The 15,302-nt window shown below is 42.1% G+C and carries 15 protein-coding genes and 1 tRNA gene; 11 read left to right on the forward strand and 5 right to left on the reverse strand.

The genetic code is table 11. The features are described 5' to 3' along the window. The first annotated feature begins 64 nt into the window (after nt 1–64). The 6 genes from V7K35_RS06560 to petJ all read left to right on the forward strand — a co-directional run bounded on the left by V7K35_RS06560 (nt 65) and on the right by petJ (nt 4,227). A complete protein-coding gene (locus tag V7K35_RS06560; protein ID WP_442939695.1) occupies nt 65–991 on the forward strand; it encodes a carbohydrate ABC transporter permease in 927 nt (308 codons plus the stop codon). Next, complete coding sequence (locus V7K35_RS06565; protein WP_335077401.1) at nt 988–1,824, forward strand: carbohydrate ABC transporter permease; 837 nt, start codon at nt 988–990, stop codon at nt 1,822–1,824. The genes V7K35_RS06560 and V7K35_RS06565 overlap by 4 nt, the downstream gene beginning before the upstream one ends. 149 nt (nt 1,825–1,973) lie before the next feature. Beyond that, nucleotides 1,974–2,189: a hypothetical protein gene (locus V7K35_RS06570; protein WP_335077403.1), complete on the forward strand. Its 216-nt coding sequence runs from the start codon at nt 1,974–1,976 to the stop codon at nt 2,187–2,189. Nucleotides 2,190–2,321: 132 nt separating this feature from the next. Further along, entirely contained in the window at nt 2,322–2,813 is a 492-nt protein-coding gene (gene psbV, locus V7K35_RS06575; RefSeq protein WP_334794642.1) for a photosystem II cytochrome c-550, read from the forward strand. Between the two features lie 402 nt (nt 2,814–3,215). Next, nucleotides 3,216–3,635 (forward strand): plastocyanin, encoded by a 420-nt coding sequence (gene petE / locus V7K35_RS06580; RefSeq protein ID WP_335077405.1) that lies wholly within the window; start codon nt 3,216–3,218, stop codon nt 3,633–3,635. Nucleotides 3,636–3,882: 247 nt separating this feature from the next. Then, entirely contained in the window at nt 3,883–4,227 is a 345-nt protein-coding gene (petJ, locus tag V7K35_RS06585) for a cytochrome c6 PetJ (protein WP_273765975.1), read from the forward strand. Between the two features lie 280 nt (nt 4,228–4,507). On the opposite strand, the gene V7K35_RS06590 is transcribed toward petJ, so the two are convergent. After that, nucleotides 4,508–6,064 carry a hypothetical protein gene (locus V7K35_RS06590; protein ID WP_335077407.1) on the reverse strand — a complete coding sequence of 519 codons (1,557 nt, stop codon included), beginning with the start codon at nt 6,062–6,064 and terminating at the stop codon, nt 4,508–4,510. A gap of 610 nt (nt 6,065–6,674) precedes the next feature. Here V7K35_RS06590 and V7K35_RS06595 point away from each other — a divergent pair. Further along, nucleotides 6,675–7,370, forward strand: coding sequence for an esterase/lipase family protein (locus tag V7K35_RS06595; protein ID WP_335077408.1), 696 nt, complete (start codon nt 6,675–6,677; stop codon nt 7,368–7,370). Between the two features lie 364 nt (nt 7,371–7,734). Then, nucleotides 7,735–8,394 (forward strand): cytochrome b N-terminal domain-containing protein, encoded by a 660-nt coding sequence (locus V7K35_RS06600; RefSeq protein WP_335077410.1) that lies wholly within the window; start codon nt 7,735–7,737, stop codon nt 8,392–8,394. A gap of 73 nt (nt 8,395–8,467) precedes the next feature. On the opposite strand, the gene V7K35_RS06605 is transcribed toward V7K35_RS06600, so the two are convergent. Continuing rightward, entirely contained in the window at nt 8,468–10,387 is a 1,920-nt protein-coding gene (locus tag V7K35_RS06605) for a cation:proton antiporter (RefSeq protein ID WP_335077412.1), read from the reverse strand. 325 nt (nt 10,388–10,712) lie between these two features. On the opposite strand from V7K35_RS06605, the gene V7K35_RS06610 reads away from it, so the two are divergent. Further along, nucleotides 10,713–10,785, forward strand: a tRNA-Glu gene (locus V7K35_RS06610). A gap of 81 nt (nt 10,786–10,866) precedes the next feature. Here the strand turns inward: V7K35_RS06610 and V7K35_RS06615 are convergent. The 3 genes from V7K35_RS06615 to V7K35_RS06625 all read right to left on the reverse strand — a co-directional run bounded on the left by V7K35_RS06615 (nt 10,867) and on the right by V7K35_RS06625 (nt 14,360). Then, nucleotides 10,867–11,475 (reverse strand): SRPBCC family protein, encoded by a 609-nt coding sequence (locus tag V7K35_RS06615; protein ID WP_335077414.1) that lies wholly within the window; start codon nt 11,473–11,475, stop codon nt 10,867–10,869. Nucleotides 11,476–11,483: 8 nt separating this feature from the next. Then, the gene (locus V7K35_RS06620) at nt 11,484–13,502 is read right to left on the reverse strand and encodes a sensor histidine kinase (protein ID WP_335077416.1); all 2,019 of its coding nucleotides are present in this window, start codon (nt 13,500–13,502) and stop codon (nt 11,484–11,486) included. Between the two features lie 522 nt (nt 13,503–14,024). Next, nucleotides 14,025–14,360 carry a hypothetical protein gene (locus tag V7K35_RS06625; protein WP_273765967.1) on the reverse strand — a complete coding sequence of 112 codons (336 nt, stop codon included), beginning with the start codon at nt 14,358–14,360 and terminating at the stop codon, nt 14,025–14,027. A gap of 72 nt (nt 14,361–14,432) precedes the next feature. On the opposite strand from V7K35_RS06625, the gene V7K35_RS06630 reads away from it, so the two are divergent. Both V7K35_RS06630 and V7K35_RS06635 read left to right on the forward strand, forming a co-directional pair. Beyond that, entirely contained in the window at nt 14,433–14,681 is a 249-nt protein-coding gene (locus tag V7K35_RS06630; protein ID WP_334794634.1) for a hypothetical protein, read from the forward strand. 114 nt (nt 14,682–14,795) lie between these two features. Further along, entirely contained in the window at nt 14,796–15,302 is a 507-nt protein-coding gene (locus V7K35_RS06635; protein WP_335077484.1) for an HNH endonuclease, read from the forward strand.

The following is a 15,302-nucleotide window of genomic DNA, read 5'->3' on the forward strand; positions in this document are numbered from 1 at the left end:
AGTCAGGAGTACGATAGATAATCATGCATGACCCATCGCTACAGTCGGGTTAGTGCGGGATTTTATGGAGGTTCATTCAATAGTGTTTGAAATTAGCAGACGGCGGAGTAACCCCAGGTGGAACATTACAGAAGACTTGGCTGGGTATCTGTTCATGATGCCTACCATTCTAGTGTTGGGGACTTTTGTAGTCTTACCCATTCTTTACGCCGTTTTTCTTTCCTTGCAAAAAGTTCAACTCCTTGGCGGTATTAAGTACGAATTTATCGCTTTTCGGAACTTCACACGATTAGCTGAAGATGAAAGGGTTTGGATTGCTTTGAGAAACACAGCAGAATATGTAGCCATTGTTGTGCCAACTCAAACTATCCTGGCTTTAATTCTGGCGGTAACTTTGAATTCTGGGATTCGCGGTAAAAACTGGTGGCGCATCCTCTACTTTTTGCCGACAGTCACTTCTTCAGCAGTGCTGACGCTCATCTTTATGTGGATTTATAACACCGATGGGCTACTAAACGATTTTCTTGCTTTTGTAGGGCTACCTACTTATAACTGGTTGGGTGATCCAGCAGTTGCACTCAAAGGGATTATGATCATGAACATTTGGTCAACTGCACCGTTTTTCATGGTGATTTATCTGGCGGCGTTGCAGGATATACCCCAAACACTTTATGAGGCGGCAGAACTCGATGGCGCAAATGGGTGGCAGCAATTTATCCACATTACGCTTCCCTTGCTGAAGCCTGTAACCTTCTTTGTGGTAACAGTTGGGGTGATTGGGACTTTTCAACTTTTTGACCAGTCTTACATCTTTTCTGGCGGTACTGGCGGGCCAAACAACGCTACTTTGACTGTAGTGCTGCTAATTTACCAAGCTGTGTTTCGGAATTTACAAATGGGATATGCAGCTGCGATCGCATTTTTGTTGACAGCAGTGATCATTGCCATCACTTTGATTCAGCGGCGACTTTTTGGAGGCGAACGGATTTGACTAACATCTCTGGCTTATCCTGGCTCAAAGCCCTGTTGTACATCTTGCTGACACTCTATGCGATCGTCACCTTAATTCCCTTCCTCTGGGCACTTTCAGCATCATTTAAGCCGCTAACAGAGATTGTCAGTGGTGAATCCAACTTTCTCCCCAAGAATTTTACTCTTGACAACTACAGGCAAATCTTTCTGCAAGAACCGCTGTTTTGGCACTGGTTGTTCAACAGTGTGGTGATTGCCGTCAGCGTCACGCTTTTAAACTTGTTGTTAAATTCAATGGCTGGTTATGCTTTGGCAAGACTGCGTTTTGTGGGCAAACGCTTTTGGTTCTTCCTAATCCTGGCAGTCTTGGCAGTACCGACACAAATCACCCTAATTCCGACATTTTTGATTTTAAAAGCGATCGGCTGGCTGAATTCTTACCAAGGCATGATTGTGCCTAGCATGGTTAATGCCACTTTTATCTTCATGATGCGGCAGTTTTTCGTTAATTTTCCTAAAGAATTAGAAGAAGCAGCTCAACTGGATGGCTTAAATACCTTTGGAATTTTTCGACATATTGTCTTACCTTTGGCAAAACCAGCATTAGCAGCCCAGGCAGTTTTTGTGTTCATGGGGAGTTGGAATAATTTTTTACTGCCTATAGTTATCCTATTTGACCCAGAAATGTTTACTCTCCCTTTGGGGTTGAACACCTTCAAAGGTCAATATATCAGCTATTGGAACTACATTATGGCGGCTTCTATGGTCTTCACCTTGCCGGCTCTAGGCATTTACGCCTTTTTTAATCGTTACTTTATTCAAAGCGTTACCTTTACCGGGGGAAAGGGTTAACAGGCATAGGACATTGGGCATAGAGCATTGGAAAACTCTTCCCTTACCCCCTCCCGATCCCCAAACCGTATTTTGGGCGATAAATTGCACTCTTAACGTGATATTGGTATTACAGCGACTCAATCTCTATCTATCAGTTAACAAGCATTATGGGTTTTGCAGACCTATCGATCGCAGAGATAGCAGCCGACTACAGCATTCCTGTAGAAAAAGTGTTTTCTCTGTGCAACCAACTGGGAATCGCCTATAAACACCAAAAGACCCGTTTGGCGTTAGAAGATGCAAAGGCAATTATTTCCCAAATATCGTCTGAAATACCCCGAAAAGGTACTAGCAACTTGGTGGGTGATCACGAGATCACCTAAAGGGTTATCTCGGACTTTGGCTAATCACTGATAGCTAATGACAAAAAACAATGAGTCATTAGCAATTAGTAGCTTGGAGATTGAGAATCGCTTTCTTAGCTGTGTTGAGCGTCAAAATTTTTAAGGGGAAACATGTTTAGAAGACTAATTGGCGTTGTTGTAGCCACTGTTTTACTCTCGTTTCAATTGTTTGTCGGTAGCGCGACAGCAGTGGAACTAGACAAAGCTACCCGAACAGTGCCATTAAATACTCAAGGTGAAACTACCGTACTTAGCCTTAAACAAGTCAAAGAAGGCAAACGCTTATTTAATTACGCTTGCGCCCAATGTCATGCTGGGGGAGTTACCAAGACAAACCAGAACGTGGGACTCACTCCAGACGATCTGGCATTGGCAACACCCAACCGTAACAACGTTGAAGGCTTAGTGGATTACCTGAAAAATCCCACTACTTACGACGGGGAAGAAGAGATTTCCGAAATACACCCCAGTATCAAAAGCGCAGATATTTTCACAACAATGCGAAATCTGACGGATGATGACTTGGGGGCGATCGCCGGTCATATTCTCTTACAACCCAAAATCGTTGGCACTAAGTGGGGAGGCGGAAAAATCTATTACTAAATCCCGGAATTAGTACTGAGTCATTGGGTATTGGGTACTGGGGATTGGGGATTGAAAAGAATTCAGTCCCTAGTCCCTAGTCCCCAATCCCTAGTTTTTACCAAAGTTTAGCTGCTCTCGTTATCACCACAGCACAAAATGTTCCTGATTAGTGCATAAAAAATTCTGAAAATTAAAAATATTCCTAAAGAAAAAATAAAAATCTCTTGTTTGACTGTTTACCTTTCTTCACAGGCTTTTTGGGCGATCGCAGTCTAGTATTTATTACTGATTGCACAGCTTTTGGCAATAAATTGCTGCCCATTCTTAAAAAAAAAATTGTATCTATGACAGATTGTCATATTTGGTGTTGATTTTATTTAAAATGAGGAAAGGAAAAAAATTATTTGTTAGGAGACAGTCATGAAATTGATTTCAGCAAGCTGGCGACGTCTTGGTTTAACTGTGTTGACAATCCTTTTAGTTGTTAGCAGCTTTGCTGTTTTTACTCCCAGTGCTTCGGCTGAAACCTACCAGGTGAAATTGGGTAGTGATAAAGGATTGCTAGTATTTGAACCGAAAAAGTTGACCATTAAACCAGGCGACACAGTTGAATGGGTGAACAACAAAGTTCCCCCCCATAATGTTGTGTTTGATTCTGCCAAAAACCCCGCTAAGAGCGCCGATGTAGCAAAATCTCTGTCTCATAAGAAGTTGCTCATGACTCCTGGTCAAAAGGAAACAACCACCTTTGCAGCAGACGCACCTGCTGGTGACTACACCTTCTACTGTGAACCTCACCGTGGTGCTGGCATGGTTGGTACAATCACTGTCCAAGGCTAGAAATACCAACCTTTGACGACACAAAATGATTTCTCAGTGAAATTAGCTCATAGCAAGACGCCACACTTCTAGAGTGACGCACAAAATGCATAAATGGCGGTAACAAGTCCTATCCTCCCCAAAGACGCTAAACAACCTGTGGCGATGGAGGTGTGAACTAGTTGCCGCCACTTTTGATCAAATTTGACTTAATCAGGGATTAATCGCGTTTATACTCTTGCTGGAGGCTTGTTGCGAGGAAATACTGTTGAGAATACTTTTATTAATCCTACTGTTAGCGATCGCTCAATTCAAATTGACATTCATTAGTCCAGCACTAGCTGCCGAAACATCTAACGGTGCTAAAATTTTCGAGGCTAATTGCGCTTCTTGCCATATAGGTGGCGGTAACATCCTTATTAGCCAGAAAACCTTGAAAAAGGAAGCATTGTCAAAGTACTTAGAAAATTATGATCGTGACTCAATCGAGGCAATTATCCACCAAGTGCAAAATGGAAAAAATGCCATGCCTGCCTTTAAAAGCAAGTTAAGCCCTGAGGAGATTTTGGAGGTAGCTGCTTACGTTTTTCAGAATGCAGAACAAGGCTGGTAAAGTAGAAATACTGTTTAGTTCTTGTGGGGTGGGTGTTTTTGCTTACCTTTAATTATTGGCGGACGAGACGCCCACTCCACAACATTAGAGAATTTATTTCTTGGAAACTAGGAACTAGGATTTTATTATATGTTCAATTATGCCTACCTATTTAAGTGTGACGAACTAGCGATCGCCAATTCGTCAACTGCTAAAAACGATATTTTAAAGATGAATGATAAATTCAAAATCTTTATCATTCATAGCTTTTAGCTTCTTAATCCAAGATCACCCGCTGTAATTATTTTTCTAGATTAGACTTTTCTCTCTTTTCCTTCACTTCGCGCAACCGTTCTACTAATTTTCCATCTGATTCAACAGAGGGTGTAGGCTGACTCTTATTGACTCTCGGCAGCAATAACATTTCGGAAGTAGTAGCTGGTGATAAAGGCGTGGGCTGATTTATGATTTGTTGTTGAGATAATGGTTCAGAAGTAACTGCTGGTGAGGGCGTAGGTTGATTGCTATTGACTTCCGGTGCAGATAATGGTTTAAGAGTACCTATCGGCAAGGAGGCAGGCCGATTATTTTTGATTCGTAGTTCTGGAAATGGTTTAGAAGTATCTGCTGGTGAGGGGGTAAACTGATTATTATTGATTATCGGTGCAGATAATTGAGTAGTCCCAGTGGTGTTGCTAATGTTGTTTTGGAAACGTAGGTTAAATGGATAGGAACTAATCTGTTTATCTCCCTTGGGGGATTGCTTGTTGAAGTATTCCCTTGCTTTAACAAGCAATTCAGGGGAAACTAACTTGTTTTGAAACTTGATATCTAAGACCTTACCATCAGGATCTACCACTAATACACCCAAAACAGCACCTTCAAGATTCGGCTTATCTATGGGTAATGTTTGGCGGATGACTGGTTTTTGTTCAGCGTTAGGATATTGTTGCTGGACTTCTTTTCTCAGGTTTGCGTAGGAGTCTAACTGGGCGATCGCCAGTTCAGATCCTTTTCCAGATAAATCAGGTGTCTTGAGCATGGTTCCCCTATTTAGGGTTAAACTATCCCCAGCCCTTGGAGCTTGTTTTAGAGAATTCATCAGCGGGTTTTGAGCAATTCTAGACGCATCATTACCCGGTTGCATCATCTGTAAAGTCCTATTTCCCTGTGCTGTTGGAACGGGGGTAGCCTCAGATAGGTTTGGAGACTGGGCATTTTGCAGAATATCATCAGGTATTTTCTGCGACTGCAACTCTGGCAACCTATTAATAGGCAGTGGCTTAACTATTTGGTATTTGGTGTCACTGTTATTCAAACTTACAGCTAGTGGCTTGACTACCTGGTATTTAGTGTCACTATTATTCAAACGAGGAACTGATGGCGAGTATTTGGGGCTGGTATTGAATTTAGAACTGTCAAATTTAGAAGCGTCAAATCGCAAATTTTCACTAGGAATCATCCGCATAGACTGCCTTGTAGGCAAAGAGGAGACTCGATAGTTACTCGATGATGGTGGTAGCGGAGGTAGTATTAGCTGACTGGATGGGGCTGGTGCTAATGGGGGCAATCCAGTTTGGGCGCTAAAGTTAGGGGCAGAAAGTGGTGCTACTGGAGGAAACTGTTGTAAACCAACTTGGGATGTGCTTTGCGGCAAACGATTTTGATCGGCTTGGCTCAATTCCAAAAGTCCGACTGTTTTGGATGATGCTGTTTCTTTAGGCTTGTTAGAGTCCATAGGCATCAATGGCACAATCATCGCAATAGCACCGTGGATACCAAGAGAAGCTATAGCTGCTATCCCAATTGGCTGGCTTAAGATTTCTGGTATATTTTTAAACAGGGAGACGTAAGACATAGCTGTTATCGTTCACTCGGCTCAGTTGCAGTTGACTAGCGATTTTATCTTTTCGACTTGCAGAATATTGTAAAAGATGCGTCCCTCTAAGGAAATAGTAACTTTTGACGTTGGCAATCAAAACGCCAAAATTGCCATTTATTCATGTTTTTAATTGATCAATGATGCTGGATCATATTTTCAAATTTGACTTTGCTAAAGAATATTTGAAAAATTACTACTTTTGATTTTTTATTGTTATGACGTACACAATTAAAATTAATATCTAGGATATTTATAAAATTGAAGTAAACGTACAAGTCTGACTACATTACAACATTTGCTGAAGTTGCCTGGTTTTGTCTACTGTTTTCCAGTTTAACTACGCTTTTGTAACAGATGGCACACTTACTTGTCCGAATCTAAGTCCTATGTGAAAATACTACCACATCAGCAGCCTCTAAAACTGTTGCAAATTGTACAATTTTATTGACATTTTAGTATCCACAATTAAAGCTATTTGAGTTTTTATAAAAGGAGTCAGTCATCCAATCGCAATTCTAGCTTCTAAATCTGACTACTTCTTCGTAAAAAAGTTTCAGACCATCACTTATTGCAGCCAAAATTTAAAATGCCGTTACCGACAGTTATTGTGCCTGGATATCTAGAAAATGCGATCGCTTATCGCCAACTAGAACAATCCCTACAAGAGTTAGATTTTCCTACAGTTACAGTACCACTGCGACGGCGTGACTGGCTACCTACTATTGGAGGAAGATCAGTAACACCGATTCTGCAACAACTTGATCTTACAATCAAGCATACATTGCAGCAACATAATGCTACTCAAATTAACTTGATTGGTCACTCAGCCGGAGGTTGGATATCCCGCATCTATATGGGAGAAAAGCCTTACTTAGCACGTGGTGATGTCAAACCATTTCTTTGGAAAGCACATCCCTTGGTTGCTACTCTCATCACCTTGGGGACACCCCATATTAGCCAAGAACGCTGGACACGCTCTAATCTAGATTTTGTGATCAATAACTACCCAGGAGCTTTTTACAAAAACGTTCGTTACGTTTGTGTGGCTGGCAAAACTATCTTTGGGGAAAGGCGGCGCGGTAGCTGGTTAGCTTACAGTAGTTACCAATTAACCTGTGGCAAGGGTAATACTTGGGGAGATGGAATCACACCGATTGAAGCTGCTCATTTAGAAGGCGCAGAAAATTTTGTTATTCAAGGTGTGAGGCATTCTCCGAGAAGTCCTGGGATCTGGTATGGTTCAGCAGAACCCTTAAAAGCTTGGGTGCAATATTTAGTTTAACTGATATTTTGTACTAATACACTGTGGCGTCAGTTTTGCCTACTTTTAACCAGTTGCTCAATCAATTGTCTGGTTAATTGAGATGGTAGCTGGATTTACGCGCCCGCACTAATTCAACAATCGCCTAGTAATAAGTTAAAGTCGTCTAAAGACGAGTAGTAAACAGTTTTAGTCCACTTAAGTGGACTTGGGTTATTAGCCTCAGACCTAAGTCTGAGGCGGGCTAATTGGCTCATTGAGAATGGTGCAATATATCAGATTTAAAAAACTTTATCTTTTTTTGAAAATTGCAACATTTATTAATATTTATTAGCTAAAATTGTAATAAGAATAAATACTTAGTTAAGAACAGGAGGGGTGAACCATGCAAAGCACCCAGTTCGACAATATTTTGCGACGAATAGCGACGATATTATCGGTCGTTATTGTTACTTTGTGCTTAATTTATGTGTCTACGGGAGTTTTGCTGTCTTTTTACTATGAACCGACAGCAGGCGGAGCTTATAACTCATTGAAAATGATTAATACACAACTGCCATACGGCTGGTTGTTTTTGAGAGCGCATGATATTGCTGGTAACGCAGTAATTGCGATCGCTCTGATTCAAATTGTGGTGATGTTTTTAGGTCGGCGATTTCGCAAGAGTTGGCTGGCTGCTTGGATTAGCGGGATTTTGTTAACTTTAAGTGCGATCGGGCTGGACTGGACAGCGATGATCCTAGATTGGACTCAGAAAGGATACTGGCGTTTTAACATTGAGTTGGGAACCATCGAAGCTATTCCTTTCATTGGTGGACAAGTGCGCGACATTCTGACTGGGGGTGGAGCGATTAACACAGTTACTGTCGAACACCTTTACACAATACACAGTTATCTAATTTCGATGGCGACGCTGATTCTTGCCATAGTTCATTTATCTGCTTTACTGTGGCAAGAATGGCAAATGTATCAAGAAGCGCCAAAATCAGAAATTGGTAATTTGCAACAACCACCAGAAGGCGAGTTTGTTCCTTCCCAAAGCTAATAAAGAGTGCTGTTAGCAGATAGCTATGGTTGAGCCAGTGCTGAGTTAGAAGTTATATTCTTCCTCAGCCTCTTCATCCCCCAGGAACCTCACTAGCGGAAACTCCAGATAATTGGGCGAGGGATAGGTCTTCAACCTCTGGTAACTTTTCTAGAGAGAGGGGAGTGGATTGGGTAGCACCAGATAAGCGTTTTAAAAGGCTAGGTCTAGGATCATGCAATAGGTAAATAATCCGATCGCCAACTTCCCACTCTTGGTTAGCTGGTATCACCTGTAAGCGTTCTTCTCGTTCTACCAATAGCGGTATTAACACCCCAGTCTGAATCTTTTCTTGGATGCGATCGCATTGAGGGGAAAATTCCAACTGATTTAGCGTAGTTGTCCCCAGCTTGACTCGCCCATCATTCAAATATTCATTCCAAGTCTTAATCGCTAAGTCTGAGATAAAAGCTTGATTAACTTTATTACTAACCGAGGTACTTGCTTGCGGATCACGGGGGAAAACAGCTAGGACACGCGGCGGCTTAAATTCCTCAGCCGCCCGTTGAGCCAAAACAAAATTCACTTCGCCATTATTTGTCATAGCCAAAAAAGTACCCATAGACGCAAGTCCTGCCTCTTCCAAAACAGCAGCATCCAGCCCGCTGCTGGCAATCACCCGCAGATTTTGGGCCTCCGCTTGAACAAGATATTGGGGGTCAGTATCAATCATGACCACGTTTTCTCCCCGTTCTTGAAAAAATCGGGCAATTAAAAGACTCAAGGGATTACAACCCACAATCACTGCTCCAGTCACATCCTTGGAGGTGATTTGCAGCCATTTAGCAACCCAGCCAGCTGTTAGCCCCTGACAGACAACAGTCATGATAATTGTCAGGAATACTAGAGCTTTAATAGAATCACCGCCGTTAATGCCACGCTGTGTCAGCGAAATTGCAAAAAAAGAAGCTACCGAGGCGGCAACAATTCCTCTCGGAGCAACCCAGCTTAAAAATAGTTTCTGTCGCCAGTTTAGGTTACTGTTCCAGGTACACAAGAGGATATTAATCGGGCGAACGACAAACATTAATACCAAAACAGTGAATAAACTACCCCAACCCAAAGCAAACACACTCGCAATGGATAAATCAGCCGCTAATAAGATAAATAGCACCGAAACACTGAGAATTGTCAGTTGACCCTTAAAGCTCCGTAACAGACGTTCTTCTGGGACTGAGGAGTTAGCAAATACTGCTCCTGCAACTACTGTTGTCATTACTCCCGATTCACTGCGGATGATTTGCGATAAGGTAAACAGGCTCCAAAGTATCGCCAACACCACTAAGTTTTTTAGCTCGAATGACAGAAAACTGGCGCGTTTGAAAATCAAGCTCATCAGATAACCGCCTGCACCACCAATTGCCGCACCAACGCCCAGGCGCATGAGTAAACCGATGATTGCATTGATGGGCCCAGCATCGCCGTTCAAAATGGTATCGAGGACAACGAAGGCAAGGATAGCTCCTACAGGGTCAATTAAAACCCCTTCCCCTTCCAAAAGTGTTGCTACTTGCCGATCTACGTTGATTTGTTTGAGCAAAGGACCAACGACAGTTGGGCCTGTCACCACGATTATGGAAGCATAAAGAATAGCTATGTTCCAGGGAAATTCACCCAGCCAGTGAGCAGCCATACTCCCACCAAGCAATGTGATCAGCGTTCCTAGAGTAACGAGCAATTGCAGGCTGACTGAAACTCTACCTAACTCTCGCAGATCCAAGTTAAGTCCGCCTTCAAACAAAATTATTGCCGTTGCTAGGGCGACAATAACTTCCACTCCAGTGCCTAACAAATGGGGATGCAATAGCCCTATGCCATCAGAGCCAAACAGGATACCTAACAGCAATAACAAGACGATGCTAGGTATCCGAAAGTATGCAGCCAGCACTTGGGCACTAATGCCTGCAAAGACAGCGATCGCCATCTGTAGGGTAATTTCAAAAGATGCTTCCATGTTGTAGATTTTGAGCGATTTATTTCAAAATCTTTTGTAAAAAATCGGAGATATTAACTCTACAGGGTACAACATCATACCCTTTGCCCTTGCTGAATTTAGCGTTTTTTCTATCTGGGCATCCCCTTAAATTCCAAGTCCCAGACGCTGAGACACCTTGCAGCTTCCCCCACAAGAGTCTACGAAATTCTTTTTGTGTCTCCATGTTTTTGTATTCTCTTCAAGCTTTTGCTTCCACCTAGTTTAGCTGCCACAAACTTTTTTTGGCAAAAGCTGTTGACAACGGCAAGGAAATTCGTTACCTTATAAAAGGTCTGAGTTCGATGCCCCCATCGTCTAGAGGCCTAGGACACCTCCCTTTCACGGAGGTAACGGGGATTCGAATTCCCCTGGGGGTACTTAAGAAAGTAAAAGTGCATTTCTTTGCAAATTTACAAATCAAAACAATCATCCAGAAAAAATCCTGAATGATTGTTTAATCATAGACAAGGTTCTTTGCTAGCTAACTCTTCTACACGTTGGTAAATAGCCAGAAGATTTAGCCGCAGGTCTTTGCTCAATCGGTTTTCAATAATTCCCACTGGCATAGTGAGTTTAGGCCAAACTTCAATTGTGTAGCAAAGATTTGTTCCTACACACTTACCTAGGGAATAAGGCTCTAAATACCAGCTACCAGAAAAGCCTTTAAAATCTCCCTCTACCATGCAGAAATTAATTTCTTTGGGGAAACATTCTTTCAAATCCAGAACTACCCGCGCCCAAAAGTTGAAATTCAGTAAGCGCTGGGAGCCTACTTGCTCAAGTCGAATTCCACCATTGGGATGCTCGATTAAACGACTCTTGGCGAGGTTAGGGAGAAAGTCAGGTAAGGCTTCATAATCTGTCAGAACCTTCCATATCAGTTCCACTGGTTGGGGAATTTGGACTTTAGCGCTGATTTTTCGCTGTCGCTCTGCTATTTTCTCAATTTCTATTTCTACCTTAGCTGCCAAAGCGACTGCATCAGCAGTCAAATCCCCTTCGAGGATGATGTCATTACTAAGAGACTGGAAATCAAGATTCTGGGTTGTGTTCTGTTTTTTAGTCACTTTCAGAATTATGGTTTGCTTTGGTCACAAAATTGGGGCAGAGTCAGGGTGAAGCAAATTTCGCTCTGTTCAGAATCCGAGATTTGGAGACTCTCAACTGCGATCGTTCCATTCAAATGCTGCACTAAAGACTTGACTAAAGCAAGTCCTAAGCCAGCCCCCGGAGTCCAGCGTCCTTTTCCGCGACGGAACTTGTCAAAGATGTAGGTTGCTTCTTCTTCAGAGATGGCACGTCCTGTATTCGTCACTTTTATGATAACTTGATCAATTTGTTGATCAACTCGGTGAACAGCTTCCAAATGGACGGTGGTATCATGCTCTGTGTATTTACAGGCATTAGTTAACAGTTCTTGGAGGATGCGGTCAAAACTTTCCAGTTCCGTTTGCAGTTTTAGCGACTTCTTTGGTAAATCTACAGAAATCTTTAATCCCTTCTCTAAAAACTTTTTCTGAAAAGATGCTGCTATATCCTGTATTCTAGTATTTAAATCTATAGTTTCTAATTGTGGAGCTTCGTGAGGCGACTCTAGTTTCTGTAGTGTTAACAAGTCATTAATCAAGTTGATTTCCTTTGTGCATTCCTGCTCAAGGATATCCATGTATCGAACCTGACGCTCTGGCGCGATTCCTGGCAAACGTAAGTTACGAATTGACATCAGCATGTTTGTCAAAGGATAACGCAAGCGATCGCTCATGTTGCTCAAAAATTCATCTTTGAGTTCGTTGAGTTTCCGCAGTTGTTCAACATACTGCCGGGTTCTTTCATGCAATTTTGCCTGGAGTTCGAGACTACTCTGGAGTTTCGCCGTCCGCTCATCTACCAAAGTTTGCACTTGGCGCAATGTCTGTGACTGAATTATGGCATTACTGACTTGAGCACAAACCATTTCTACAAGATTTAATTCTGCTGCTTGCCAACTGCGAGTAACAGATTGCTGTAGCACCAAGAATCCTAAGATTTTACCTTGATTCTCTAATGGCACTAATAATACCGCAGGTAATTCCTTTATTGCAAATAATGAAGCCGCACAGGAGGTATCGTTTTGTTCTGTATAGTCATCAAAGATTACTGGTTTTACAGAATCTATGAAGGCACGCTGGCATAAACCACACTCTGATATCAAGAAAGACTGATTCAAGATATCTGGTTTAGTAGTGCCGTAATTTTGTGTTTCCCTAGCCCATTCACCAACCACGGTAGCTTTCGCTTTGGGGATTTGTTTTTTAGCTTGAGTCCTAAACAGTGGATCTGTATATTTTAGTAGTATAAGCAAACCCCGATCTGCCTGTAGAGATTCGGCAGTAGAGGCGATAACTAACTGGAGCATTTGATTCAACTCCAAGTTGCTCCGACTCAGTAAGGTTAATTGCTTGATCAAGCTTTGATACTGATTGCTCTTTTGCAAATAGTGTTGTTGATGAGTAATTAGTTTAGCTTGTGCCACTTGAGAAAAAGCGATCGCGCAAGACGACTCCACCTCTTTGAGCAGTTGTTTTTCTGATTCACTCCAATCATAGGGTTGGAATTTAATCAGACTAATCACCCCATTATTATTGCCACCAAACCGAGTGGGAATTGCCAAAACGGCTTTTATCGGTAGTGGCAAATACTGACAGCCAATTACCAGACTATTTTGAATGATCGAAATATCTTGAATAGTCAATGGTTCAGCAGCACATTGCAGCACAGGCGAGTGCATAAGTAACTGTTCCATCGAAAACATCTCTTCTGGGTGTGGTAACCCTAGATACTCATCAGCACACCAATTAGTAGTAGTCGCTTCGTCGGATTTCTCACCCGTTACTGAAACCAAGCAGCAGCAATCTACTTGAAAAGTAACTCCTAGCAATTGGGCAATATCTTGCACCATCAATGCCATCGCTGAATTGTTGGCAATGATTTGGTTAATCTTTTGCACCAACTGGCGGGTAGGTTCTTCCTGATGCTGCATCAGCTTAACTTGGTAAGGTTGTAGTCGATCTATGTCATCTACGTAATGTGGCGGCGACGATAAAGGCTTTTTCATTCTTGGCACGCCCTCGGATAATAACCCCATTCTTCTTGCACCCAACCTTTTGGCATATTTTTCAGCACTATGTGTTGATACACCTTGATAATTGACAAATCTTGTATGAATACTTTCTCTCACCTGTTATAGCCCTTTTCTATCTCAGATGGCCAAGTTTCCGCTTGATCATGCAAATTGCTACATTTATACATAAGTAATAAAATACTCAAGATATCCTATAAATGCTTCAGTTAGCTTATTTTGGACTGCTCTATGTTGAAATAATTTACTAACCTTATCCTGTCTTTAAGGATACATAAACCGTAATTTCTCTGGAATTCCAGCAAAATTGCCCTCAAATATTACGTAAAATTAGTTAGCTTACTTAATAAATTTTTATTACATTTTTTTTAAATTAGTAGGTTTAACAAGCTACTTTTTTATCTCCGTAACTCTCAGTAAAATATTAATAAGGCTAAATTCTAAATGCAGCCCAATTATTTTTACTAATAACTGGGCTGCATTCGCCTGTATATAAAACTATCCAGCCAAGCTCTCGACACTCAGAGGAACCATATCGCCATTCCTGGTCAGTCCTAACAACATTGGTTGTTGGGGTTGAATTAGTTGACCTGTGAGTACACAGCGTTCTTCCTGCTGAGCTGTGGCAGCTATGCTAGCTCGAATGTCAGTTCGCGAAAATCGAGGCTTCCACTCACCTGATTTTTGCTGGACATAATTCCAAAGGATATCTCGGATCAAAGCTTGATATCCCTGATTGCCAGCTATTTCTTTGAGCTTATCTTTGAGTTCCCGCTCTAGGCGGATGCTGGTAACTTCCATATCGGTAGTTGGGGTGCGAGCGATCGTATGCATCACTGATTTCTCCTTAAAGGTATAGACAGGATAGTAATACAAGTGTAGTATGTTTAAAGGAATGTTCAATAGGTGAAATTTTCTGTGAAATCCATTTACCCCATCTCCACTTCTTTGTACGCTACCAATTTTCGAGCCGGTTGGGAATCAGCTGCTATGGAAGTGGAGTATTTATTTATGGGCGATGGTAGCCGGAATTATGGGCAAATCACAGAAGGTAATTATGATTTTAGACATCTCAGCATTAGTAGGCTGATTGCAAAACCACAACTAGATGAAGAAAGCGGGGGGTACAGGCAAAAGAATACTGTACCAGTATGAGACCAGAAAATTTTCCGGTCAATTCTAACCCCCGCTTCACTTAAAACTTGAAGCGGGGGTTTTTTTATAAGGAGTGAAGCTGTGACGATATCTTCTCTGCGCGGCGCGAACGCAATGCAAGTGTTAGAGCAATCTGTAGTGGTGTTTTCTCAAAATTACTTGCCACTGTGTCGGATCAATATTAAGCGGGCGATTGTGCTGTTAGTAACCAACAAAGCTCAACCGCTGGGTTTTACCACAGAAAGCGGATGGCGAGTTCACTCACCCAGTTTGGTAATTGATGTGCCAAAACACATTCGCTTGACAATCACTTCTAATGAGCGGATGTGGAGTGTTCCGCCAGTCAATCGGCGGGAAGTATTGCGGCGAGACTATCACAGTTGCCAATATTGCGGTAGCGGCAAACATCTAACGCTAGATCATGTGATGCCGCGATCAAGAGGCGGTTCTCACACTTGGCATAACGTAGTCACAGCTTGTGAAAGATGTAACTCCCGTAAAGGCGATCGCACCTTATTTGAGGCTGGTATGCAACTGCGTACCAAACCAAAAGCACCAATCCACCCCGCGATTTCTTTTGCCGAACAGTTTTGGATAGATATGCAAGCAAGCCTGGAATAG

Source organism: Nostoc sp. (assembly GCF_036917275.1).
In the GTDB taxonomy this organism is placed as follows: domain Bacteria; phylum Cyanobacteriota; class Cyanobacteriia; order Cyanobacteriales; family Nostocaceae; genus Nostoc.